The organism is Microvirga sp. 2MCAF35 (genome assembly GCF_052115545.1).
Classification (GTDB): domain Bacteria; phylum Pseudomonadota; class Alphaproteobacteria; order Rhizobiales; family Beijerinckiaceae; genus Microvirga.
The window spans coordinates 73,940-97,305 of sequence record NZ_JBFRGW010000001.1; the positions used below are offsets into that span (position 1 = coordinate 73,940).

The 23,366-nt window shown below is 65.5% G+C and carries 20 protein-coding genes; 11 read left to right on the top strand and 9 right to left on the bottom strand.

Going from position 1 to position 23,366, the window contains the following annotated elements:
* Together AB4097_RS00355 and AB4097_RS00360 are read left to right on the top strand one after the other, a co-directional pair.
* Nucleotides 1-453 carry an SRPBCC domain-containing protein gene (locus AB4097_RS00355; RefSeq protein ID WP_442036107.1) on the top strand — a complete coding sequence of 151 codons (453 nt, stop codon included), beginning with the start codon at nucleotides 1-3 and terminating at the stop codon, nucleotides 451-453.
* 72 nt (nucleotides 454-525) lie between these two features.
* On the top strand, nucleotides 526-1,059 hold the full coding sequence (locus tag AB4097_RS00360; protein ID WP_442036109.1) for a metallophosphoesterase family protein: 534 nt from the start codon (nucleotides 526-528) through the stop codon (nucleotides 1,057-1,059).
* Nucleotides 1,060-1,068: 9 nt separating this feature from the next.
* Here the strand turns inward: AB4097_RS00360 and AB4097_RS00365 are convergent, their stop codons facing one another.
* Complete coding sequence (locus tag AB4097_RS00365) at nucleotides 1,069-2,259, bottom strand: MFS transporter (protein ID WP_442036111.1); 1,191 nt, start codon at nucleotides 2,257-2,259, stop codon at nucleotides 1,069-1,071.
* 98 nt (nucleotides 2,260-2,357) lie between these two features.
* On the opposite strand from AB4097_RS00365, the gene AB4097_RS00370 reads away from it, so the two are divergent.
* On the top strand, nucleotides 2,358-3,263 hold the full coding sequence (locus AB4097_RS00370; protein WP_442036113.1) for a LysR family transcriptional regulator: 906 nt from the start codon (nucleotides 2,358-2,360) through the stop codon (nucleotides 3,261-3,263).
* 99 nt (nucleotides 3,264-3,362) lie between these two features.
* Nucleotides 3,363-4,583: a Na+/H+ antiporter NhaA gene (gene nhaA, locus AB4097_RS00375; RefSeq protein ID WP_442036115.1), complete on the top strand. Its 1,221-nt coding sequence runs from the start codon at nucleotides 3,363-3,365 to the stop codon at nucleotides 4,581-4,583.
* Here nhaA and ubiG read toward each other — a convergent pair.
* Nucleotides 4,552-5,280, bottom strand: coding sequence for a bifunctional 2-polyprenyl-6-hydroxyphenol methylase/3-demethylubiquinol 3-O-methyltransferase UbiG (gene ubiG, locus AB4097_RS00380; RefSeq protein WP_442036117.1), 729 nt, complete (start codon nucleotides 5,278-5,280; stop codon nucleotides 4,552-4,554). The genes nhaA and ubiG overlap by 32 nt on opposite strands.
* 356 nt (nucleotides 5,281-5,636) lie before the next feature.
* Between ubiG and AB4097_RS00385 the strand changes: the two genes are divergently transcribed.
* The 5 genes from AB4097_RS00385 to AB4097_RS00405 all read left to right on the top strand — a co-directional run bounded on the left by AB4097_RS00385 (nucleotide 5,637) and on the right by AB4097_RS00405 (nucleotide 12,626).
* On the top strand, nucleotides 5,637-6,875 hold the full coding sequence (locus AB4097_RS00385; RefSeq protein WP_442036119.1) for an aspartate kinase: 1,239 nt from the start codon (nucleotides 5,637-5,639) through the stop codon (nucleotides 6,873-6,875).
* Between the two features lie 89 nt (nucleotides 6,876-6,964).
* A complete protein-coding gene (gene ptsP, locus AB4097_RS00390) occupies nucleotides 6,965-9,232 on the top strand; it encodes a phosphoenolpyruvate--protein phosphotransferase (protein ID WP_442036121.1) in 2,268 nt (755 codons plus the stop codon).
* Nucleotides 9,232-10,320, top strand: a complete 1,089-nt coding sequence (prfA, locus tag AB4097_RS00395; protein ID WP_442036123.1) for a peptide chain release factor 1 — start codon at nucleotides 9,232-9,234, stop codon at nucleotides 10,318-10,320. Before ptsP ends, prfA begins: the two co-directional genes overlap by 1 nt.
* A gap of 22 nt (nucleotides 10,321-10,342) precedes the next feature.
* Nucleotides 10,343-11,191, top strand: a complete 849-nt coding sequence (gene prmC / locus AB4097_RS00400) for a peptide chain release factor N(5)-glutamine methyltransferase (protein ID WP_442036125.1) — start codon at nucleotides 10,343-10,345, stop codon at nucleotides 11,189-11,191.
* 385 nt (nucleotides 11,192-11,576) lie between these two features.
* Nucleotides 11,577-12,626, top strand: a complete 1,050-nt coding sequence (locus AB4097_RS00405) for a DUF4167 domain-containing protein (RefSeq protein ID WP_442036127.1) — start codon at nucleotides 11,577-11,579, stop codon at nucleotides 12,624-12,626.
* A gap of 321 nt (nucleotides 12,627-12,947) precedes the next feature.
* Here the strand turns inward: AB4097_RS00405 and AB4097_RS00410 are convergent, their stop codons facing one another.
* The 4 genes from AB4097_RS00410 to AB4097_RS00425 form a co-directional block, all read right to left on the bottom strand.
* Nucleotides 12,948-13,730, bottom strand: coding sequence for an MOSC domain-containing protein (locus AB4097_RS00410; protein WP_442036129.1), 783 nt, complete (start codon nucleotides 13,728-13,730; stop codon nucleotides 12,948-12,950).
* Nucleotides 13,731-13,894: 164 nt separating this feature from the next.
* Nucleotides 13,895-14,185: a GIY-YIG nuclease family protein gene (locus AB4097_RS00415; RefSeq protein WP_442036131.1), complete on the bottom strand. Its 291-nt coding sequence runs from the start codon at nucleotides 14,183-14,185 to the stop codon at nucleotides 13,895-13,897.
* A gap of 211 nt (nucleotides 14,186-14,396) precedes the next feature.
* Nucleotides 14,397-14,678 (bottom strand): hypothetical protein, encoded by a 282-nt coding sequence (locus tag AB4097_RS00420; protein WP_442036132.1) that lies wholly within the window; start codon nucleotides 14,676-14,678, stop codon nucleotides 14,397-14,399.
* A 6-nt stretch (nucleotides 14,679-14,684) separates the two neighbouring features.
* Nucleotides 14,685-15,011 carry a hypothetical protein gene (locus AB4097_RS00425; protein WP_442036134.1) on the bottom strand — a complete coding sequence of 109 codons (327 nt, stop codon included), beginning with the start codon at nucleotides 15,009-15,011 and terminating at the stop codon, nucleotides 14,685-14,687.
* 174 nt (nucleotides 15,012-15,185) lie between these two features.
* On the opposite strand from AB4097_RS00425, the gene clpB reads away from it, so the two are divergent.
* Entirely contained in the window at nucleotides 15,186-17,807 is a 2,622-nt protein-coding gene (clpB, locus tag AB4097_RS00430; RefSeq protein WP_442036136.1) for an ATP-dependent chaperone ClpB, read from the top strand.
* Between the two features lie 62 nt (nucleotides 17,808-17,869).
* On the opposite strand, the gene AB4097_RS00435 is transcribed toward clpB, so the two are convergent.
* From AB4097_RS00435 to AB4097_RS00445, 3 genes are read right to left on the bottom strand one after another with little or no spacing between them, the layout of a single operon-like run.
* Nucleotides 17,870-18,820, bottom strand: a complete 951-nt coding sequence (locus AB4097_RS00435) for a prephenate/arogenate dehydrogenase family protein (protein ID WP_442036138.1) — start codon at nucleotides 18,818-18,820, stop codon at nucleotides 17,870-17,872.
* Nucleotides 18,813-19,913: a pyridoxal phosphate-dependent aminotransferase gene (locus AB4097_RS00440; RefSeq protein ID WP_442036140.1), complete on the bottom strand. Its 1,101-nt coding sequence runs from the start codon at nucleotides 19,911-19,913 to the stop codon at nucleotides 18,813-18,815. The genes AB4097_RS00435 and AB4097_RS00440 overlap by 8 nt, the downstream gene beginning before the upstream one ends.
* A gap of 53 nt (nucleotides 19,914-19,966) precedes the next feature.
* Nucleotides 19,967-20,812 carry a chorismate mutase gene (locus AB4097_RS00445; RefSeq protein ID WP_442036142.1) on the bottom strand — a complete coding sequence of 282 codons (846 nt, stop codon included), beginning with the start codon at nucleotides 20,810-20,812 and terminating at the stop codon, nucleotides 19,967-19,969.
* A 217-nt stretch (nucleotides 20,813-21,029) separates the two neighbouring features.
* On the opposite strand from AB4097_RS00445, the gene AB4097_RS00450 reads away from it, so the two are divergent.
* On the top strand, nucleotides 21,030-23,183 hold the full coding sequence (locus AB4097_RS00450) for a cadherin domain-containing protein (protein ID WP_442036144.1): 2,154 nt from the start codon (nucleotides 21,030-21,032) through the stop codon (nucleotides 23,181-23,183).
* Nucleotides 23,184-23,366 lie beyond the last annotated feature (183 nt).

The following is a 23,366-nucleotide window of genomic DNA, read 5'->3' on the forward strand; positions in this document are numbered from 1 at the left end:
ATGGATCTGACGTTCAAAGTGTCTGCCAGGATTGGGAAACCGGTGGCCGAAGTGTTCGAAGCGGTCGCCAACCCCAACGAACTGTCGCGCTATTTCACGACCGGCGGGGCCAAGGGTCGCCTTGAGACTGGCGCCACCGTCACATGGGATTTCCACGACTTTCCCGGCGCCTTCCCGGTCTGGGTCGTCGAGGTTGTGCCGGAGAAGCGGATCGTCCTGCAATGGGAGGCGAATGACGGAGCTTCATCCCGCTACAGAACCACGGTGACGATGACCTTCGAGCCGCTCGACGACGGGCGGACGCTGGTCTCGATTGCCGAGGAAGGTTGGCGCGAGACGGAGACTGGCCTGAAAGCCTCCTACGGCAATTGCCAGGGCTGGATGCAGATGCTCTGCGCGCTCAAGGCCTACAAGGAATACGGCATCAACCTGCGGGAAGGCATGTTCAAGTAGGAGCACCATCGGAACGAGCCTGGGCGTTCAGGCTTATGTCTCATCCGAGACGATGATCGAGACGGGCTCCCCTTGACGGTTTTCTTCACCAGCGACACGCATTTCGGCGACCCCCGGGTCCTGCGCATCGACAAGCGCCCGTTCAGGACGATCGCCGAGCACGACGACGCCCTCATCGCCAACTGGAACGAGGTCGTCTCGCCGGAGGACGAGGTCTGGCACCTGGGCGATTTCGCCCTGCATGTGAAACCGGAGCGGATCGACGAGCTGCTCGGGCTTCTCCATGGCCGCAAACACCTGATCACCGGCAACAACGATGGGCCTGCAACCCTTGCGGCGCAAGGCTGGGCGAGCGTTCAGGCCTATGCGGAACTCATGCTCGACGGTCATGCCCTGGTGATGTGCCATTACGCCTTCCGCACATGGAAGAACATGGGTCGGGGCTGGATCGACCTGCACGGTCATTCGCACGCCAAGCTGAAGCCGCAGACGCGGCAATACGATGTGGGCGTGGATGCCTTCGGTTACCGCCCGGTTACCATTGAAGCGATTTTGGCCTCCCGGGCGAGACGCCGGAAGGCCGGTGCTGAATTGGTATCCGGTTGATAGGAGCTGTCAGGCAGCAGCTTTCACTGGCTTCCAATCCACCGCGGCCTCGGCGCGGTCGAGCCTGCGGCTCCAGAGCGCCAGGAGAAGACCGGAGGCCGGCAGCAGGGCGGCCACCCACGGGACCGAGCCCAAGCCCAATCCGTGATCGATCACGAAGCCGCCGAGCCAGGCGCCGAGCGCATTGCCGAGGTTGAAGGCCGCGATGTTGAGGCTCGACGCCAGGCTCTGGCCGGCGCCGTCGGCCTTTTCCAGAACCCACATCTGCAGCGGCGGCACGGTCGCGAAGGCGGCGGCACCGAGCAGGCCCACAAAGACGATGGCGGTGACCTTGTGATGGATGCCGAGCGTCATCGCCGCGAGGACCACGGCGAGGACGCCAAGGGACCCGAGCAGGGTCGCCATGAGGCGCCTGTCGGCGAGCCGGCCGCCGAGGAGATTGCCCAGCACCAACCCGCCGCCGAACACGAGCAGGATCGGCGAGACGGCGGCCTCGGAGAAGCCCGTGATCCCGGTCAGGATCGGCGCGATATAGGTGAAGACCGCGAACACGCCCGCGTAGCCGAGCACCGTGGTGAGAAGCCCGAGCAGCACGGGCCGGCGGGAGAGCACCTTCAGCTCGTCGCGAAGGCTGCCGCCCTCGGCCTTTTCCTGCCGGTCCTTGGGGACGAAGAGGGCAATGACGGCGAGGGCCGCGAGGCCGACGAAGGTCACGGCCCAGAAGGTCGCGCGCCAGCCATAGGCCTGGCCGAGCCAGGTGCCGAACGGGACGCCGAGAATGTTGGCGACCGTGAGGCCCGTGAACATGATCGCGATGGCCGAGGCCTTCTTGTCGGCGGGCACGAGGCTCGTGGCCACCACGGCCCCGACGCCGAAGAAGGTTCCATGCGCGAAGGCGGTCAGCACCCGGGCGGCCATGAGCGTCGCGTAGTCCGGCGCGACCGCGCAGGCGAGGTTGCCGAGGGTGAACACGACCATGAGGGCGAGAAGCACGGTCTTGCGCGACCAGCGGCCCGCCAGGGTGGTGAGCAGCGGCGCCCCGACCACGACGCCGAGCGCGTAGCCGGAAATGAGAAGGCCCGCCGCTGAGATCGAGACGCCGAGATCGGCGCTCACCTGGAGCAGCAGACCCATGATGACGAATTCCGTGACACCGATGCCGAAGGCACCGGCTGTCAGGGCATAGAGAGCAAGAGGCATGAGGGACGTCCTTGAACGAATAGCTGCCGTAAGATGGACGTCAGCCTGCTTGTGAACTAGCCTGCGGGCAGGAACAGAATTTATGAATTGAATTCACAATGGCCAGGGTGGACATCAACCGGTCCGGCGAGATGGAGGTCTTCGTCCGGGCCGTCGATCTCGGCGGCTTTTCCGCCGCCGCCCGGGCCTTGCGGATGACGCCCTCGGCCGTGAGCAAGCTCATCGCCCGGCTGGAGGCCCGCCTGGGTGCCCGCCTCGTCAACCGCTCGACCCGCAAGCTCCAGCTGACGCCGGAAGGCTCGGCTTTTTATGACCGGGCGGTGAGCATCCTGGCCGATCTCGACGAGGCCGAACGCAGCGCCGCGTCGGGCGCCGCGCCGCGGGGGCGCCTGCGGATTAACACGAGCGTTCCCTTCGGAACGCACCGCCTGATCCCTCTCCTGCCGGATTTTCTCGAGCGGCATCCCGAGGTCACGGTCGAGGTCACGCTGACGGATGCGGTGGTGGACCTGCTGGAGGATCGCGCCGACATCGCCATCCGGGTCGGGCCGTTGAAATCCTCGCAGCTTGTGGCGCGCAAGCTCGGCGAGAGCCGGATGATGCTGGTGGCCGCCCCCTCCTATCTGGAGAGACGCGGCACGCCGCAGAATCCGGAAGACCTCGCCCGCCACAACCTTCTCGGCTTCAGCTTCGCCCGGCAGAGCAACGGCTGGCCGTTTCAGGACGGGAAGGGAAATGCCAGCGCCGTCGTGCCGACCGGCAACGCTCAGGTGAGCGACGGGGAATCCATGCGGCTTCTCGTGCTTACCGGCCTCGGCATCAGCCGCCTGTCGGTGCTCCATGTCGGGCCCGACATCGCAGCCGGGCGTCTGGTGCCGGTGCTGGAAGCCTACAATCCCGGCGACACGGAGAGCATTCACGCGGTCTATGTGGGCGGCGGCCACCTGCCCGCCCGGGTTCGAGCCTTCCTGGATTATCTGGTCGAGACCGTGCGTCTGGATTGAGCAGAGTTGCTCCTGGTTTTGTGATGGGAGAAGGCCGATTGCGCCTTTCCCCGCGAACATTTCCGCCTATGACGGGTTGCGTTCGAACAGGAGACATTCATGGATCTGCCGAAAAGCGATGTGAGGCCCACGCGGCGCATCTCGCTGATGCGCCGGTTCTTCGACAGCGAAGCCTCCGGCGGCATGATCCTCATGGGCGTGACGGTGATCGCCCTGGCGGTCGCCAACTCACCCCTGGCCGGCGTCTATTTCGGCGTCCTAAAAACCTACATCCTGGGCCTGAGCGTCCTGCACTGGATCAACGATGCGCTCATGGCCGTGTTCTTCCTGCTGGTGGGCCTCGAGATCAAGCGCGAGATGCTGGACGGGCAGCTCTCCACCTGGCCGCGCCGGATCCTGCCCGGCATTGCGGCCCTCGGCGGCATGGTGGTGCCGGCCCTGATTTATCTCGCCATCACCTGGAACGAGCCGCAGCTGCGTCACGGCTGGGCGATCCCGACCGCCACCGACATCGCCTTTGCGCTCGGCGTGCTGGCGATTCTCGGCCCGAGGGTGCCGAAATCCCTCACCATCTTCCTGACGGCGCTCGCCATCCTGGACGACCTCGGGGCGATTATCATCATCGCGCTCTTCTACACGAGCGACCTCTCGCTCACGATGCTCGGCATGGCCGCCCTGTGCCTTCTCGTTCTCGTCGCCTTCAACCGCTTCAAGGTGACGGCGCTCCTGCCCTATCTGGCCGTTGGGGCGATCCTATGGTTCTTCGTGCTGAAATCCGGCATCCACGCGACCCTCGCGGGCGTGGCACTTGCCCTCACGATCCCACTTCAAGCCGCACCGAAGAAGACCCGGGCCGAGGATTCGCCCCTGCATCGGCTGGAGCATGCCATCCAGCCCTCGGTCGCTTATGCGATCATTCCGATCTTCGGTTTCGCCAATGCGGGCGTGCCGCTCTCAGGCCTGTCGTTCGGCTATCTCATGGAGCCCCTGCCGCTGGGCATTGCCCTGGGCCTGTTCATCGGCAAGCAGGTCGGCGTCTACGCCTTTTCCCATGCCGCGATCCATCTCGGCTTTGCCGATGTGCCCGCAGGGGCGACGCGCCTCCAATGCTACGGCGTGGCGCTCCTCTGCGGCATCGGCTTCACCATGAGCCTGTTCATCGGCGCCCTTGCCTTCCCGGGTCAGGACAACCTGATGAACGCGACCAAGGTCGGTGTGCTCATGGGCTCCGCCCTGTCGGCGCTCGCCGGCTATCTCGTGCTCAGCGTCGCGCCCCGGGAGCAGCCGCTCAAGCCCTCGCGGCCAGCAGCATATAGTTGACGGCCGTATCGCCTGACAGGGACCAGCTGTCCCGCAGCGGGTTGTAGGCCACGCCCGTGAGGTCGTTGACGGCAAAGCCCGCCGCCCGGATGGCGTCGGCCAGCTCGTCGGGGGTCACGAACTTGTCCCATTCGTGGGTGCCCTTGGGCAGCCAGCCAAGAATGTATTCGGCGCCCACGATGGCGGACGCGAAGGAGCGCAGGGTCCGGTTGATCGTCGCCATGACGAGGCACCCGCCGGGCTTCACCCCTTGAGCGCAGGCGCTCACGAAGGCCTGCCGGTCCGCCACGTGCTCCACCACCTCCATGGCGAGCACCATGTCGAAGGCCTCCCCCCGGGCGACCACGGCTTCCACGGTCTCGTTGCGGTAATCGACCGGGACCCCTGCCCTCTCCGCATGGAGCCGGGCCACCGAGATGTTGGTGGGCGCCGGGTCGAGCCCGGTCACCTTGGCGCCGAGCCGCGCCAGGGGCTCCGACAGCACGCCGCCGCCGCAGCCCACGTCGAGGATCGTGATCCCGTCCAGGGAGCGGGCCGAGCGCGGATCGCGCCCGAACCGGCGGCAGGCCTCGTCCCGGATATAGGCGAGCCGCACCGGATTGAACTTGTGCAGGACCTTCATGGGCCCCTTCGGATCCCACCAGGTCTCGGCGATCTTCTCGAAACGGGCGACTTCGGCCGGGTCGATGGTGGTCATGAGATCCTCCGCAAGGATGTCCCCCCTGGCGGGGAGAGGTAGGGGTGATCGGGCTGGCTGAACCCGCAACGTCATGGCCGGGCTTGTCCCGGCCATCCCGCTTCCGTCAAGCGCTGCGCCTCGATCAATCGAGATCACCGGCACGGGGCCGGTGATGACGTGGTAGGACAGTATTGCCAATACCCCATGGAACGCTACGCCCTGACTTTTCGACCGCTGTCCCCGATCTCCTCCTGCCGGGACGAGAGAAGCAAAACTGCGCGTTGACAGGGCGCGGCCCTATCGTCATGTATACGCGCCTTTTCGCGGCGCGAAGGGGCTGAATTTCTCCAATCTCACCACGGCCTTCCTCGCCCATGCCCCGTCTCGTCATGAAGTTCGGCGGAACATCCGTCGCCACCGTAGAGCGCATCCGCAATGTGGCGCGGCACGTCAAACGCGAGGTCGAGGCCGGCTATGACGTGGCCGTCGTCGTGTCCGCCATGGCGGGCAAGACCAACGAGCTCGTCGGCTGGGTGAAAGAGGCCAACGCCCTCTACGACTCGAAGGAATACGACGTGGTCGTCGCCTCGGGCGAGCAGGTCACCTCGGGCCTCTTGGCCATCGCCCTGCAGGAAATGGGCCTGAAGGCCCGCTCGTGGCAGGGCTGGCAGATCCCGATCATGACCTCCGAGGCCCATGGCTCGGCGCGAATCGCCGCCATCGACGGCACCGGGATCCTCAAGGGCTTCACGGACCACGAGGAAGTGGCCGTCGTGTCCGGCTTCCAGGGCGTGCACCAGCCCACGGGCCGCGTGACGACGCTCGGCCGCGGCGGCTCGGACACCAGCGCGGTGGCGCTCGCGGCCGCCATCCAGGCCGAGCGCTGCGACATCTACACGGACGTGGACGGCGTCTACACCACCGATCCGCGCATCGTGCCCAAGGCCCGGCGCCTGGATAAGGTGTCCTACGAGGAAATGCTGGAAATGGCCTCGCTGGGGGCCAAGGTGCTCCAGGTGCGCTCGGTCGAGCTCGCCATGATGCACCGCGTGCCGACCTATGTGCGCTCCAGCTTCGACGATCCCGCCGATCCCAAGCTCGGCACCCTCATCTGCGACGAGGAAGACATCATGGAACAGCAGGTTGTCACGGGCATCGCCTATTCGCGCGACGAAGCCCAGATCACGCTGCGGGACATTGCGGACAAGCCGGGCATCGCCGCCTCGATCTTCGTGCCCCTGGCGGACGCCAACATCAACGTGGACATGATCATCCAGGTCGTGTCCGACAACGCCGCCACCACGGACCTGACCTTCACGGTGCCCACCTCCGATTACGAGCGGGCCTGCGCGATCCTCAACTCCCACCGGGACGAGATCGCCTTCAAGGAGCTCCAGGGCGCGACCGACGTGGTGAAGGTCTCGGCCATCGGGGTCGGCATGCGCAGCCATGCGGGCGTCGCGGCGCGCGCCTTCAAGGCCTTGGCCGACAAGGGCATCAACATCCGGGCGATCACCACGTCGGAGATCAAATTCTCAGTCCTGATCGAATCGGCCTATACGGAGCTTGCGGTGCGCACGCTCCACTCGTTATACGGCCTTGATCAAGCCTGATTGACGAGGGAACCGTCGGGCTGCGACATTCATAATTAGGTAGCCGCCGGTTCGCTTCGCCGGCTCACGAAGGACGGGAACTTTAGCTCATGCCAAGTGCTCCCGGCGGTCCGCGCCTTCTGCTGCGCCGCCTCCGCGAGATCATGGCGGAGCCGGTCGGGGCGCAGGACCGCCTTGACAAGATCGTCACGCAGATCGCCGCCAACATGGTGGCGGAGGTGTGCTCCGTCTACGTGATGCGCGGCGACGGCGTGCTCGAGCTGTTCGCCACCGAGGGCCTCAACCGGGAAGCCGTCCACCTCACCATCATGCGCTCGGGCGAGGGCCTCGTGGGCCTCATCGCGTCGACGGCCGAACCCCTGGCGCTGTCCGACGCGCAAAGCCACCCGGCCTTCTCCTACAAGCCGGAGACGGGCGAAGAGATCTACCACGCCTTCCTGGGCGTGCCGTTGCTGCGCGCCGGCAATACCCTGGGCGTCCTGGTCGTCCAGAACCGCACCTACCGGGTCTATACCGAGGAAGAGGTCGAGGCGCTCCAGACCACCGCCATGGTGGTGGCCGAAATGCTCGCGACCGGCGAGCTGCAGGCCCTGGCGCCGGTCGATACCGGCATCGCGCTCCGCCGTCCCGTCTACCAGAAGGGCGTCGCGCTCGCCGACGGCGTGGGCCTGGGCCATGTGGTGCTCCACGAGCCCCGCGTGGTCGTCAAGAACCTCATCGCCGAGAACGTCGAATCGGAACTCAAGCGCCTGGATACGGCCATCGGCGAGGTGCGCGTCTCCATCGACGAGCTGATCGAGCGTGGCGACGTGGCCCATCACGGGGAGCACCGGGAGGTGCTGGAGACCTTCCGCATGTTCGCCCACGACCAGGGCTGGCTCCGGCGCATGCGCGAGGCGGTCACCTCGGGTCTCACGGCGGAGGCCGCCGTCGAGCGGGTGCAGTCGGACAACCGGGCCCGCATGCTGCGCCAGACCGACCCGTACCTGCGCGAGCGCCTGCACGATCTCGACGACCTCGCCAACCGCCTGCTGCACCGCCTCGTCGGCCGCAATCTGGTGGTCGAGCGGAAGCACCTGCCCGAGAACGCCATCCTGGTGGCCCGGTCCATGGGCCCGGCGGCGCTCCTCGATTACGACCGCTCGCGCCTGCGCGGCCTCGTGCTCGAGGAGGGCGGGCCGACGAGCCACATCGCCATCGTGGCCCGCGCCCTCGGGATTCCCGCCGTGGGCGAGGTGTCGAACGCGACCTCCCTGACGGAACAGGGCGACGCCATCATCGTCGACGGCGCGGCCGGCGACGTGCAGATCAGGCCCAATCCCGACGTGGAGGCGGCCTATGCCGAGAAGGCGCGCCTGCGCGCCCGCCGGCAGGAGCAGTACCTCAAGCTGCGCGACGTGCCCTCCGTCACCAAGGACGGGGTCGAGGTCATGCTGCAGCTCAATGCCGGGCTCGTGGTCGATCTGCCGCATCTGGCGGAGACCGGGGCGGCGGGCGTCGGCCTGTTCCGCACCGAGCTCCAGTTCATGATCGCCGAGCGGATGCCTTCGGCGTCCGAGCAGCAGGCGCTCTACAGCACCGTCTTCGCGGAGGCGGGAGGGCGGCCCGTCACCTTCCGCACCCTCGATATCGGGGGCGACAAGATCCTGCCCTACATGCAGTCCGTCGAGGAGGAGAACCCAGCCCTGGGCTGGCGGGCCATCCGCATCGGCCTCGACCGTCCGGGCCTGCTGCGCGCCCAGGTCCGCGCCCTCCTCAAGGCCGCGGCCGGGCGCCCGCTCAAGATCATGTTCCCCATGGTGGCGACCTGCGACGAGTTCGAGCGCGCCAAGCAGATCGTCGAGCGCGAGAAGGCGCATCTCGCCAATCACGGCCACCCGCTGCCATCGGACCTGAAGCTCGGCGTCATGCTGGAGGTGCCCTCGCTCCTGTTCCAGCTCAAGGAAATCTGCGAGAGCGCCGATTTCATCTCCCTCGGTACCAACGACCTGATGCAGTTCTTCTTCGCCATCGACCGGGAGAACCGGCGCGTGGCGGACCGCTTCGACCCGTTGAGCGCGCCCATGCTGCGCGCCCTCAACATGGTGGCCGAGCAGGCGCAGGCCAGCGGCTGCACAGCCACCGTCTGCGGCGAGATCGGCGGGCGTCCGCTGGAGGCCATGGCCCTGATCGGCCTCGGCTTCCGCTCGCTCTCCATGTCCCCGGCGGCCATCGGGCCGGTCAAGGCCATGCTGCTGGAGATGAACGTCGCGGAACTCAGCGCCCTCATCCGCGAGGAGCTGAAGAACGCCGGGGGCGGCGAAACGCTGCGTCCGAAGCTTGCCCATTTTGCGGAAACCCATGGTATTCCGGTCTGATGTCGATTGCGCCTCCCTCCGATCGCCTGAGCGCCATTCTCGCCCGCCATGACATTATCATGGCGACGCTCAATGCCGGGCCCGATCCTGAAACCTTCGTCGCTCTCTCCCGCGAGCTCGCCGAGCTCGATGGCGTCGTCGATGCCATCCGCGCCTATCGCGCCATGGAGGACAACCTGAACGGCCTCCAGGCCCTCATCGACGACGCCTCGACCGATGCCGAGATGCGCTCGCTGGCCGAGGACGAGCTGCCCCAGGCAAGGGACGACCTGGAGAGGGCCGCCCAGGACCTGCGCATCATGCTCCTGCCCAAGGATGAGGCGGACGAGAAGAGCGCCATCCTGGAAATCCGCGCCGGCACCGGCGGCGACGAGGCTGCCCTCTTCGCCGGCGACCTGCTGCGCATGTATACCCGCTATGCCGACCTGAAGGGCTGGAAGGTCGAGATCGTGTCTGAAAGCGAGGGCACGGCCGGCGGCTACAAGGAAGTGGTGGCCGAAATCAAGGGACGCGGCGTGTTCGCCCGGCTCAAGTTCGAGAGCGGCGTTCACCGGGTCCAGCGCGTGCCGGACACGGAAACCCAAGGCCGCATCCATACCTCGGCGGCCACCGTGGCCGTGCTGCCGGAGGCCGAGGACGTGGACGTGGTGCTCAACGACGCGGATCTGAAGATCGACACCATGCGGGCGCAAGGCGCCGGCGGCCAGCACGTGAACAAGACCGAATCGGCGATCCGCATCACCCACATCCCGACGGGCACCGTGGTGTTCGTCCAGGACGAGCGCTCCCAGCACAAGAATCGCGCCCGCGCCATGGCGCTGCTGCGCGCCCGCCTCTACGACGCCGAGCGCACCGCCAAGGACGCCGCCCGCGCGGCCGACCGCAAGGCCCAGGTGGGCTCCGGCGACCGCTCCGAGCGCATCCGCACCTACAACTTCCCGCAAGGCCGCGTGACCGACCACCGGATCAACCTGACCCTCTACAAGCTGGAAGAGGTGATCGCCGGCAACGCCCTGGACGAGCTGATCGACGCCCTGATCACCGAGCACCAGGCCGCCCAGCTCGCCGCCCAGGACCAGGCGGCATGATCAACCGGCAAGGTCCGACGCGTTGAAAACCCGCTCGGAAGCCCTGAGGGACCTGCGCCGGAGCCTCGGCGACGCCGGGTTCGAGACCGCAGCGCTCGATGCCCGCCTTCTCCTTCTGGCGGCCCTGGGCATTTCGGCCACGGACCTGATCACCCGGCCCGACACTCCCCTGTCGATCGACGAGGCCGACACCCTCGCGGCCTTCACCCGGCGGCGCCTCGCCCATGAGCCGGTCGCCCGGATCGTCGGCACGCGGGAATTCTGGGGCCTGCCCTTCCGGCTCTCGCCCGAGACCCTGGTGCCTCGACCCGACACGGAAACCGTGGTCGAGGCCGCGCTCGACCTGATCCCGGACCGGCAGGCGCCCCTCGGAATCGTGGATTTCGGCACCGGATCGGGCTGCATCCTGGTGGCGCTCCTCCACGAGCTGCCCAATGCTATGGGCCTCGGGATCGACCTGTCCTTCGGGGCTCTCGCGACGGCGCGCGCCAATGCGGCCGACAACGGCGTCGGCGACCGCAGCCGTTTCGCCCTGTCCCGCTGGGCCGACGCGGTTTCCGGGCCGTTCGACCTGATCGTCTCCAACCCGCCTTACATCGCCTCGGGGGTGATCCCGAGGCTCGATGAGGAGGTGCGGGAGCACGACCCGAGGCTCGCCCTCGACGGCGGCCCGGACGGCCTCGAGCCTTATCGGATCCTCCTCGGTGAAGCCGGACGGCTGCTCGCGCCCGGCGGGCTCATCGTGGTCGAGATCGGCTACGATCAGGCCGAAGATTTAGTCGGTCTCGCAGGGGCTCAGGGCCTTGAAATCCTGCGAATCGCCCACGATCTATCAGGCAACCCCCGCTGCATCGCCATGAAGCGATCGTGATGAGCCGGATGCGTCTTTTGTGTCCCAGGGTGGGATAAAGTCGGAATTACCCCTTGTTGGACCGACAGGAACCCGCTAGATTCGGGTTTAGAGATCGTCATCGGTCTAAACAAATCGGCGGCCCCTTGGGGGCATGCCGGAAGACCAAACGATATCAATCGCGCAGGCAGGGGCTTTTGAAACAGAAACAGCCTGGCGCGATCACTTGAACCCGACACTGAAGGATGGCCGGAAGCCTCGAAAGGCTATGGCTGAATGTCAGACGGTTGCCACGCGAACGGTGGGCGTTGAGCCCGTTCGGTGAATATTGGCTTGCATATCGCGTGGGCATGAAGAACCAGCGAGGCTCATAGAGCGAACAATGAGACCAGGACAAAACAGGCGAATGCGCGGTCGTAACAACAACAACCGCAACAACAAGGGGCCCAATCCCCTGACGAAGAGCTATGAGTCGAACGGCCCGGACGTGAAGATCCGCGGCACGGCTCAGCATATCGCCGAGAAATACAGCCAGCTCGCCCGCGACGCGCAGTCGAGCGGCGACCCGGTGGCGGCCGAGAACTATTTCCAGCACGCCGAGCACTATTTCCGCATCATCGCCGCCGCCCAGGAGCAGCTGCGCGAGCAGTACGGCTACCAGCAGCGGCCCTTCGACGAGGAAGGCGGCGAGGACGAGGGCTTCGGCCAGGGTGACCGCCAGGGCCTCGACCGCTCCGGCGGCCAGGATTTCGGCAATGGCGACGAGCAGGATTTCGGCTCCCAGCCGCAGCCTTACGAGTCCCGTGGTGAGCGCAACGACCGCCCGACCCGCTTCGACCGGCAGGATCGGGGAGATCGCCAGGACCGCGGCGACCGCCAGGACCGGAACGACCGCCAGGATCGCGGCGATCGGAATGATCGCGGTGATCGTCGCGAGCGCTTCCAGCGCGACCGGGGCCCACGTCAGGACTACCAGCGCCAGGATTCGCAGCGCCAGGATTCGCAGCGCCAAGAGTCGCAGCGCCAGGACGAGCTGCCCTACGAGGCCCGCCAGGACGGCGGCGAGCGCAATGAGCGCCCGGCTCGCTTCGAGCGCAACGACCGGGGCGACCGGCCGGAACGCCAGGAGCGGAGCGACCGCTTCGAGCGTGGCGATCGTCCGGAACGTCCCGAGCGCCGCGAGCGCTTCCAGCGGGATCGCCGCCGCGACGAGGCTGAAGCGCCCGAGCAGGGCACCCTGCCGGCCTTCCTGACGAACCCGGTCCGTGCACCGGCTCCTTCGACTGTGGTCGAAGAGGCCCCGCCCACTCCTCAGGTGGTTCAGGAAGCGGCCAATGACGAGGAGGCTCCCCGTCCCCGCCGCCGCCGCCGCACCCGCCAGGAGATGCTCGACGCGGCCAATGCCGAGAAAGCCGGCTTCGCGAACGATCCGGCCGAGACCCCGGCGGCCGAGTAAGGCTTCATTACAGACGATACGGAAAGGGAGGGCCTGGGCTCTCCCTTTTTTGTTGATTGGATGCCTGTCGGAGCGGACATCCACAACGTCATGGCCGGGCTTGTCCCGGCCATCCCGATACGGTGAGGCTCGGCGCTTCAAACAATCGAGATCACCGGCACAAGGCCGGTGATGACGTGAGAGGGTGTCATTCCCGGCCGAAGCGCAGCGGAGGGGAAGGGAAACCACGACCAAGCGCAGCACTATGGGTCCCCTTCCCGGCCTGCGGCCACCGGGGATGACAACGTGGCACTCATCCACGCTTTTACGAGGAGAGGACACTCACAGCGCCAGCGTCGTCTGCTCCGCCTCGAGGTCCTCGCCGATCTCGAGCGTTCCTCCGTCCAGCACCTCGGCATAGATGCCGCAATCGAAGTGGCCATAGGCCTGCATGAGGCTCTTCGGGATCTGCAGGTCGCGGATGCCGGTCTGCGGGTCCACGTTGGTGGCCGCGCAGCGCTCGATGCGCTTGGTCACCTTCAGGCGTGCGCCCGAGGGCATGGTCAGCACCTGGCCGACAAGGTCGAATTCCGCCCAGGGGTTCAGCCCCTCGATGTGGATGTTGCCGCGAAAGCGCAGCGGATCGACCGGAGCGCCGACCACGTTCTCGAGCTCACGCACGCTCGCGAGATTGATCAGCGAGACGAAGCCGCGCCGGGAATCCGTGAAGCGGAAGCCGTCAGGCGCGCTCAGCACCTTCGGCGCGCCGCGCAGCTCCTTCGGCATGAAACGGCGGAAGAAGGCCTCGATGGCGAGCCGTCCTTCCCGGGTCGAGAGATCGCCCCGCGCCACCTCGCGCCCACCTTGCTCGATGAAGAGGGTCGTGATCGAATCGAGATAACGGGTCCTGAGCCGCGCCAGGCTCTCGTTGCGCATCAGCATCAAAAATTTGATCTTGGGCTGGTGCTGCGGGTTGTCCGGGTCGAAACCGGCCGGGCCGTTCTCGATGGCGAACAGCCGATCGCCGGGAAAGTAATCGCCCTTCGTGAGGGTAACCTGGGTCAGCGGTTCGGGCGACAGGCCCTTGACCGGATAGCGCTGGAGGGAAGCGATACGGATGCTCATGGCGTAGCGATAGAGGGCGCGGGGATGCGGGGCAAGGGATCCCCGGTGCCGTTCGCGGGTGTCATTCCCGGCCGAAGCGTCAGCGGAGGGGAAGGGAAACCATAGCGGCTCGCTTGATCGTGGATACCTTCCCTCGCTGCGCTCGCCGGGGATGACAACGAGCGTCAGCACGCGGTCGGATCGAGTTCGATCCAATCTGGATTTGAACGTTCGATGAGCTTAATCTTCCATGCTCTGTTCCAGCCCTTGAGCTGCTTTTCCCGCGCAATCGCTTCGTTCACATCTGCAAACATCTCTACGTAAACGAGACGCGTCACCCGATAACGTCGCGTAAATCCTGGAACGGCCAGAGACTTATGCTGCTCCATCCGCTGTAACAGTTTGCCGGTAACACCAATGTACAGCGTGCCGTTCTTCTGACTGGCCAGAATGTAGACGGCGTAGCGCTCGTGCATCGTAACGGTCTCAGCTTGTTGATACTAAATATCGCAAGCTGCGCTGTTATTGTCATCCCCGGCGAGCGCAGCGAGGGAAGGGGATCCACTGAAACGCGTCGCGCCATGGATTCCCTTCCCCTCCGCTGACGCTCCGGCCGGGAATGACACTGGTTCTACAAAAAAGCCCCGCCAGAACGGCGGGGCTTTCTCACAAGCGCAAACGCAACTCTTACGAGGCGTCGCCCGAGCGGGCCACCTTCGAGCGCTTCATCTGAGGCGTGAAACCGGCTTCTCGGCCGCGGCTGGCGTCGACTTCCACCCGATGCGGATCCTGCTGATGCATGCCTTCATGGGAGGTCTGATGCTCGGGAATCTTCGCTTGCGGGCCAGCCTCCTGCTTCATTCGCAGGGCTTTCTCGGCATTGGCCTTCAGCTCCTCGCGCGCCTTCTCGGCCTGTTCGGCCTTGCGCTTCTTCGGGCTGAGGCGGGAGATCAGATTCGACAGGACCATGGTACATCACTCCTTTGCACGCGACAGGATATCCTCATCCGTATCGGGCCGCTCGGTTTCCAATTCATCGGGGTAGACGGGGACACGCCCGCTTCGCGGAATGGATCCCGTGCCCGTCGAATCCCCATCATCTTCCTCGAGGGGCTCAGCACGCCGGGCGGCCGCCTGATCCCGGGCTTCCTTCCGGGCCAATTCGGTGTTGTCGCCGAAGGTTTCTGGCGTCACCGACGGTTGCTGCTCGACCGGGCTTTCCGGGACCGCAAGGCCAAGCTCCGCATTGCGGGCAAGGTCTGCGCGGGCTTTCTCGGCTTCCGAGCGCGGATCGCGTGTCATGAAGGCCTCCTCAAATAGTTGCTGGGTCAATGCCAGGAGGACAGGCCGGTTCCCCTCTTGTTGTTCCCGATCAATGCACCCACCTAAGTTTGGCGGATGCTCCTGAAGGGGGTCCGACATCGCAGGATCGGCCCGTGCCTCCAGAAGGGCGGGCGGATCTGAGGAGGGATGAGAATGAATTTCGAAAAATACACCGAGCGTGCCCGGGGCTTCGTTCAGGCGGCGCAGAACCTTGCCGTGCGCGAAGGTCACCCGCAGCTCGCTCCCGGTCATATCCTGAAGGTTATGCTCGACGATCCGGAGGGCCTGTGCGCCGGTCTGATCGACCGTGCCGGCGGGCGCTCCCGCGACGCGCATGCGGCCGTCGAGCAATGGCTCGCCAAGCAGCCGAAGGTCTCCGGCTCGGCCTCGCAGCCGCAGGCCACGCGCGAGCTGATGCGCTTCTTCGACACCGCCGAAAAGGCCGCCGAGAAGGCGGGCGATTCCTTCGTTACCGTCGAGCGGATGCTGCTCGCGCTCGCCGTCGAGAAGGACACGGAAGCCGGAAAGATCCTGGCCCAGGCCGGCGTGACGGCCCAGGGGCTCAACACGGCCATCAACGCGCTGCGCAAGGGCCGCACCGCCGACAACGCGACGGCGGAAAACGCCTATGACGCGCTGAAGAAATATGCGCGCGACCTGACGGAAGCGGCCCGCGACGGCAAGCTCGATCCGGTGATCGGCCGCGACGAGGAAATCCGCCGCACGATCCAGGTTCTGTCACGCCGCACCAAGAACAACCCGGTGCTGATCGGCGAGCCCGGCGTCGGCAAGACCGCCATCGTCGAAGGCTTGGCGCTGCGCATCGTCAACGGTGACGTGCCTGAATCGCTCAAGGACAAGCAGCTTCTCGCCCTCGACATGGGCGCGCTGATCGCCGGCGCGAAATATCGCGGCGAGTTCGAGGAGCGCCTGAAGGCCGTGCTGCAGGAAGTGACGTCGGCTGAGGGCGGCATCATCCTGTTCATCGACGAGATGCACACGCTCGTCGGCGCAGGAAAAGCTGACGGCGCCATGGATGCGTCGAATCTCCTGAAGCCTGCGCTCGCCCGCGGCGAGCTGCATTGCGTCGGCGCGACCACCCTCGACGAGTACCGCAAGCACGTGGAGAAGGACGCGGCGCTCGCCCGTCGTTTCCAGCCGGTCTTCGTGAGCGAGCCCACGGTGGAAGACACCGTGTCGATCCTGCGCGGCCTGAAGGAGAAGTACGAGCAGCATCACGGCGTGCGTATCACTGATAGTGCGCTTGTTGCGGCAGCCACGCTCTCGAACCGCTACATCACCGACCGGTTCCTGCCCGATAAGGCTATCGACCTCGTCGACGAGGCATCGTCGCGCCTGCGCATGCAGGTGGATTCGAAGCCCGAAGAGCTCGACAACATCGACCGCGAGATCGTGCGCCTGAAGATCGAGCAGGAGGCGCTCAAGAAGGAAACGGACACCGCGTCCAAGGACCGCCTCGAGCGCCTCTCGAAGGAACTCGCGGATCTGGAAGAGCAGTCGGACGCGATCACCTCACGCTGGAAGGCCGAGAAGGACAAGCTCGGCACGGCCGCCGACCTCAAGAAGAAGCTCGAAGAGGCGCGCAACCAGCTGGCTGCCGCGCAGCGCGGCGGTGACTGGGCGAAAGCGGGTGAGCTGTCCTACGGAGTCATTCCGGGGCTCGAGAAGCAGCTGTCCGAAGTCGAGGCCCGCGCCGATGGCGGCGGCCTGATGGAAGAGGCGGTGACGCCCGACCACGTGGCGGGCGTCGTCTCGCGCTGGACCGGCGTTCCCGTCGACAAGATGCTCGAGGGCGAACGCGAGAAGCTGCTGCACATGGAGCAGGATCTGGCGAAGCGCGTCGTCGGCCAAGCCGAAGCCGTCACGGCCGTGTCGACCGCCGTGCGCCGTGCCCGTGCAGGATTGCAGGATCCGAACCGGCCCATCGGGTCGTTCATGTTCCTCGGCCCCACGGGCGTCGGCAAGACCGAGCTGACGAAGGCGCTGGCGAGCTTCCTGTTCGACGACGAGACCGCGCTCGTGCGCATCGACATGTCGGAATATATGGAGAAGCACTCGGTCGCCCGGCTCATCGGCGCGCCTCCCGGCTATGTGGGCTACGAGGAGGGCGGCGCTTTGACGGAAGCCGTTCGCCGGCGGCCTTATCAGGTCGTGCTCTTCGACGAGATCGAGAAGGCGCATCCGGACGTGTTCAACGTCCTGCTGCAGGTGCTCGACGACGGACGCCTCACGGACGGCCAAGGCCGCACCGTGGACTTCCGCAACACGCTCATCATCATGACGTCGAATCTCGGCGCCGAATATCTGGTGAACCAGCCCGAGGGCCAGGACACGGATGCGGTGCGCGATGAGGTCATGAGCGTGGTGCGCTCACATTTCCGGCCGGAATTCCTCAACCGCGTGGACGAGATCATCCTGTTTCACCGGCTGAAGCGTTCGGAGATGGGCGCGATCGTCGACATTCAGATGCGCCGCCTGCAGAAGCTGCTGGAGGATCGCAAGATCACGCTGCAGCTCGACGAGGAGGCGCGCAACTGGCTCGCCGACAAGGGCTACGATCCGGCTTACGGCGCACGGCCCTTGAAGCGCGTGATCCAGAAGAACGTGCAGGATCCGCTGGCGGAGCTCATCCTCTCCGGCGAGATCCACGACGGCGAGACCGTGGCGGTGCATGCGGGCCCCATGGGCCTGATGATCGGCGACGTCACTGTCGGCGGCACGGAGCGTCCGCCGGAGGGCGCACGGCTCAACTGAGCCGGTTGCTCACACCGATAAAGACAATGGCCGGGCTTCGCGCCCGGCCTTTTTTGTGCCCGTTACGCCTTGTCTTCGCGGCGACGGCCGAAATCCGGCTCCGGGGTTTCCTGGCCGGACGAGATGATGCCGCGGCGGATGGCGCGGGTGCGGGTGAAGAGGTCGAAGAGCTTGTCGCCCTCGCCCCAGCGGATGGCGCGGGCGAGCAGCGCGATATCCTCGTTGAGGCGGCCCAGCATCTCCAGCACGGCCTCCCGGTTGTGCAGGAAGACGTCGCGCCACATGGTCGGGTCGGAAGCCGCGATGCGGGTGAAGTCGCGAAAGCCGCCGGCCGAGAACTTGATCACCTCGCCTTGCGTGACGGTCTCCAGATCCGCCGCCGTGCCGACGATGTTGTAGGCGATCAGGTGCGGCACGTGGCTGGTGATGGCGAGCACCAGATCGTGGTGCTGCGCGCTCATCACCTCCACGTTGGAGCCCATCGCCTCCCAGAAGGCGCGCACGCGCGCGACGGCGGCCTCGTCCGTGCCTTCGGGCGGTGTAAGGATGCACCAGCGATTGTGGAAGAGCGTCGAGAAGCCCGCATCCGGACCCGAATGCTCCGTGCCGGCCACGGGATGGGCCGGGACGAACGACACGCCTGCGGGCAGATGCGGCTGCACCTGCGCGATGACGGAGCCTTTCACCGAGCCCACATCCGACACGATGCAGCCGGGCTTAAGACTCGAGCGCATGGCCTCGGCCACTTGCCCGCAGACGCCCACCGGCACGCAGAGGATCACGAGATCCGCATCCCGCACGCCGGCTGCCACATCGGTGGTCGCCTCGTCGGCGATTCCGAGCTCACGCACCCGCTCGACCACGGCCTCGCTTGCATCGACGGCGACAATGGTGCGTGCGAGGTTGAGATGGCGCGCGGCGCGGGCGATGGATGAGCCGATCAGCCCGATGCCGACGAGAGCGACGCGCTCGAAGAGCGGCGTGTCGCGGGGAGGACCGAGACGCTCAGGCATGGTGCCCCCCAAGGAAATCGCGCAACGCCGCCACCACGAGGCCGTTCGCCTCCTCGTCGCCCACGGTCAGGCGAAGCGCATCGGGCAGGCCGTAGGCGTCGATCCGGCGCAGGATCAGGCCGCGACTGAAGAGAAACGCATCGGCATCCTGCGCAGTCCGGCCGGCCTCTTTCGGGAAGTGGACCATCAGGAAATTGCCGACGCTCGGCGTGACCTTCAGGCCCAGGGCCTCGATCTCGCGGGTGAGCCATGCGAGCCAGCGCTCGTTGTGCTCGATGGCCTTCGCCAGGTGGGTCTCGTCATGGATCGCCGCGATTCCGGCCGCCATGGCCGGGCCGCTGACGTTGAAGGGCCCACGGATGCGGTTGACCGCATCGGCGATGTGGGCAGGCGCCACCATCCAGCCGAGACGCAGGTTGGCGAGGCCGTAGATCTTCGAGAAGGTGCGCGTCATCACCACGTTCTCGGACGTGGCGACGAGTTCGAGGCCCGACTCGTAATCGTTGCGGCGGACATATTCCGCGTAAGCCGCATCGAGCACCAGCACCACGTGCGGCGGCAGCCCCGCATGCAGGCGCTTCACCTCGTCGAACGGAATGTAGGTGCCGGTCGGGTTGTTGGGATTGGCCAGGAAGACGATCTTGGTCTTCTCCGTCACTCGGCTCAGGATCGCGTCCACGTCGGTGCGCAGGTCCTTTTCCGGCGCCACCACGGGCGTGCCGCCCGCCGCCAGGATGGCGATGCGGTAGACCAGGAAGCCGTGCTCGGTGAAGATCCCCTCGTCGCCCGGCCCCACATAGGCATGGGTGATCATCGCGAGGAGTTCGTCCGAGCCCGCACCGCAGATGATGCGGCTCGGATCGAGGCCATATTTCGCCCCGATGGCCTCGCGCAGCTTTGTGGCCGCGCCATCCGGATAAAGCTCGAGATGGTCGAAAGTGCGGAACGCTTCCATGGCCTTTGGAGAGGGGCCGAGGGGCGTTTCGTTCGAGGAGAGCTTATGGACCTTGGCAACCCCTGCGGCCTTGCTCTTGCCGGGCACATAGGCGTCGATCTGCATCACGCCGGGACGGGGTTGGGGACGGGTGGACATCTTCACTTCCTAGCAATCGATCTGTTGGCGGATGCTCTAGCGCAGGTCGGATTTCATTTCACGTGGAAACGTTCGGCATGGCTGCCGATCTCGGCGAGCTGGGCGAGGCTGGCACCCGCCTTCGTCAGGTCCTGGCGCAGCCGCGCGGGCTCGACCGTGCCGGGCACGGCGATGAGCTCGGACAGGCCGTTGGTGTCGGCCGCGCTTGCCACCACCTCGCCGCCGAGCTGGATCAGGGCCTCGTTGGCGCCCTTGTGCCAGCGCTCGAACTGGGCGGCATATAGGACCACGTCCCGCACGGCCGCATCGGTCAGGGGCTTGGAGATGACGAAAACGGGCGTTCCGGCCGGGTGGTCGGGCCGCTCGATGAAGGGCAGGCGTGCGATGATCTTCGGGCGGCGCTTGTCGGCGAGGGTGCGCCACCAGGCGCCGCTGGTCGCGCCCTGGTCGAGCCGGAAGATGCCGAGATCGCCCCGGGAGGCCGCCACCGCCTCGATCACCGCCGCGGCGCTCGGATGGGTGATGTAAGGCACGGTGAAGCCGAAATGGAATCGGGCCGAGTCGCGCATGGGCGCATCCCCGCCCGACACGTCGGCATGGACCGAGTAATTGGACTGGACATAGGTGAAGGTGCCGATGATCACCCGCCAGATGCTCTCCACCGTATCGAGGGGCAGCAATCCCTGGTGGCGCTCGGCCAGGGCCTTCATCATCGAGGCCTCGCGGCCGGGCCGGAAGGCGGAGCTCAGGCCCGCCTGGGAGGCCTTCTTGGACGCGATCAGCCGGTCGATGATGGTGCCGCGCTCCATGAGCAGCCGGTGCATCGCCTCGTCGATACGGTCGATCTCCTGGCGCAGCTCGGCAAGGGACGGGGCGGGCTTCTCGGCGGGCGCGGACATGGCAGGGATCCTTCGGTCGGGCGCCTTTCTTTGACGGTTTTGGGGCCCCTTGTCATCACCGATCACAATATGGGTTTGCGGGACAAGACTGCCCCAGCGGAAGCGGCAGGCTCTCACGGCTCGCAGGCGCTTACTTCAGGAGCGGAGCGCGAGGCTGCGCCCGTATTGATGCCATCGAAGTCTCTTGTTATAATATTTTATTGCGGAGTACTTCAAGTTGGCGGATTATACTTTCACCTCGGATCTTGAGGTACCCAATGATCGAGCCTGTCTTCTCGATGGCGACGATCATGTCACGGTAAACGCCGGAGTGACGCTCAAGGCGTCAGGAACCCTCAACAATATCGCCCCGGAGGCAATTTTTTCCTCAGGACTCTCGGATCGGCTCGACATCTTCGGCGCGGTCGTCAGCGCAAGCGGAAACGCCATCGTTCTGCGAGGGTCGAGCGATATTTCCATAGCAACCGCAGGGTCGGTCAGCGCGGCCTCCTATGGAATTGTGATCTATGGCTCTGCCGCTGAGGCGGGCCGGACGACAATCGGCAATCAGGGCACCATCAGTGCGCAGGATGGCGCCATCTCCTCCCTCGAGGCTGCAATCACGATCGACAATTCCGGCACGATCAGGACGAATTACCCGGCGGGAGTCGCGATCGAACTTGGAGGCGCAGACGACCGACTGATCAACACGGGCCGTATTGAGGGATTCATCATCCTCGGCGATGGAGATGATTTCTATGACGGACGAGGTGGAACGGTCACACAATCCATCGGCCTTGGAGACGGGGACAACACGGCTTATGGCGGCGACCTTGGGGAAATCTTCGTTCTCGGCAACGGGACGAATGTGATCGATGGCGGGAACGGGATCAACGCGATTGAAATCCTGGGCGCCAGCACGGTTGATCTGCGCATCGAAGACCCTCAACAGACCGGGCATGGGCTCTATACTCTTCGTAACATCCAGAACATCAGCAGCGGCTACGGGACCGACCATCTCACCGGCAATGATCTTGCGAACGTCTTCACGAGCGGAGGAGGCGATGATGTTCTCGATGGCGGAGCCGGGGACGATTCCCTGAGCGGCCAAGAGGGCAACGACATCCTGGTCGGAGGGGCTGGAAACGATACTCTCGATGGCGGCAACGAATTGACTGGCCCGGGCAGCGACACGGCGCGTTACCTCGGAGACACAGCCGTTACCGTCAGCCTGAAGCTGCAGAACCAGAGGCAGGATACCGGGGGATACGGCCTGGATTTGCTGGTCGGGTTTGAGAATCTGGAGGGCGGCAGAGGCAGTGATACCCTCATTGGCGACGACAATCGCAACAAGCTGATCGGCAACGAGGGCGACGACACGCTCAACGGCGGCAAGGGCCCTGATACGCTCGACGGCGGGGCGGGGACGAATACGGCAATTTTTTCAGGCAACAGAGCCGATTACGGCTATGAAACGAGAGATGGCATTACGACTGTCACGAGCCAGCTCGAAGGCGTCGACCAGCTGAGTAACATCCGTTTGCTCGAATTCGCCGACGCGAGGGTCGTCCTCTACAACACGACGCCGGACAGCATTGCGTTCTCGAAGACCGCCTTTGCCGAGAACGCCCTCGTCGATACGCCACTCGCCACCCTCTCGGCACATGACGCCGAGGGCGATGCGGTCACCTACACCCTGGCCGATCCCACCGGTACGTTCAAGCTCGACGGCACCGCGCTCGTGCTGCTCAAGAGTCTCGATTACGAGACCAGGACGAGCTACGAAATCACGGTGGAAGCCAAGGACGCCTATGGGGGTATCACTAGGCAGGAGATTACTCTCACTGTCACCGACATTGCTGAGAATCCGACCAACCCCGGCACACCCGTGGATGCACCGCTCACGTTGAAGGGCGATGCAGGAAATGACACCCTCGTGGGAAAAGGTGCCAACGATATCCTCTATGGCTTCGGCGGAAAGGACCGGCTCTACGGCAATAATGGCAACGACATGCTCTCCGGCGGGCTCGACAACGACACGCTCGAGGGCGGGGCAGGCCAGGACATCTTCGTGTTCGACGCCAAGCTGGCGAAGACGAACAAGCTGAACAAGAAGCAGAACCTGGACAGGATCAGCGACCTCGCGGTGGCCGACGACACGATCCACCTGAAGAAGAGCGTGTTCTCGAAGATCAAGAAGACGGGCGTGCTCAAGAAGGGCGAGTTCTTCATCGGCAGCGCGGCGCATGACCGCGACGATCACGTGATCTACAACAAGAAGACCGGCGCGCTGTTCTACGATGCCGACGGCACCGGCGCCAAGGAGGCGATCCAGTTCGCCACGCTCGCCAAGAACCTCAAGCTTACCCACCTCGACTTCTTCGTCGTCTGACAACACACCGCCGTCATGGCCGGCCTCGTGCCGGCCATCCACGTCTTTGAGCCGTTGCAAGGCGTGGGTGGCCGCAACAAGTGCGGCCATCACGTTAAGGCAATATCCTCCCACCGGCGCGTTATGTTCGTTGACGCGGCGGCTGCTCCGCAGTACCGATTGTTCGAAAGAACGAACATTTCC

Bases quoted from the DNA above. Each gene is read 5' to 3' on its own strand.
- AB4097_RS00445 (WP_442036142.1), bottom strand. From the start codon at position 20,812: ATGTCCGCGCCCGCCGAGAAGCCCGCCCCGTCCCTTGCCGAGCTGCGC.
- AB4097_RS00435 (WP_442036138.1), bottom strand. From the start codon at position 18,820: ATGCCTGAGCGTCTCGGTCCTCCCCGCGACACGCCGCTCTTCGAGCGC.
- ptsP (WP_442036121.1), top strand. From the start codon at position 6,965: ATGCCAAGTGCTCCCGGCGGTCCGCGCCTTCTGCTGCGCCGCCTCCGC.
- AB4097_RS00355 (WP_442036107.1), top strand. From the start codon at position 1: ATGGATCTGACGTTCAAAGTGTCTGCCAGGATTGGGAAACCGGTGGCC.
- nhaA (WP_442036115.1), top strand. From the start codon at position 3,363: ATGGATCTGCCGAAAAGCGATGTGAGGCCCACGCGGCGCATCTCGCTG.
- AB4097_RS00385 (WP_442036119.1), top strand. From the start codon at position 5,637: ATGCCCCGTCTCGTCATGAAGTTCGGCGGAACATCCGTCGCCACCGTA.
- AB4097_RS00370 (WP_442036113.1), top strand. From the start codon at position 2,358: ATGGCCAGGGTGGACATCAACCGGTCCGGCGAGATGGAGGTCTTCGTC.
- AB4097_RS00415 (WP_442036131.1), bottom strand. From the start codon at position 14,185: ATGCACGAGCGCTACGCCGTCTACATTCTGGCCAGTCAGAAGAACGGC.
- AB4097_RS00405 (WP_442036127.1), top strand. From the start codon at position 11,577: ATGCGCGGTCGTAACAACAACAACCGCAACAACAAGGGGCCCAATCCC.
- prfA (WP_442036123.1), top strand. From the start codon at position 9,232: ATGTCGATTGCGCCTCCCTCCGATCGCCTGAGCGCCATTCTCGCCCGC.
- AB4097_RS00420 (WP_442036132.1), bottom strand. From the start codon at position 14,678: ATGGTCCTGTCGAATCTGATCTCCCGCCTCAGCCCGAAGAAGCGCAAG.
- clpB (WP_442036136.1), top strand. From the start codon at position 15,186: ATGAATTTCGAAAAATACACCGAGCGTGCCCGGGGCTTCGTTCAGGCG.
- AB4097_RS00365 (WP_442036111.1), bottom strand. From the start codon at position 2,259: ATGCCTCTTGCTCTCTATGCCCTGACAGCCGGTGCCTTCGGCATCGGT.
- AB4097_RS00440 (WP_442036140.1), bottom strand. From the start codon at position 19,913: ATGTCCACCCGTCCCCAACCCCGTCCCGGCGTGATGCAGATCGACGCC.
- AB4097_RS00425 (WP_442036134.1), bottom strand. From the start codon at position 15,011: ATGACACGCGATCCGCGCTCGGAAGCCGAGAAAGCCCGCGCAGACCTT.
- AB4097_RS00410 (WP_442036129.1), bottom strand. From the start codon at position 13,730: ATGAGCATCCGTATCGCTTCCCTCCAGCGCTATCCGGTCAAGGGCCTG.
- ubiG (WP_442036117.1), bottom strand. From the start codon at position 5,280: ATGACCACCATCGACCCGGCCGAAGTCGCCCGTTTCGAGAAGATCGCC.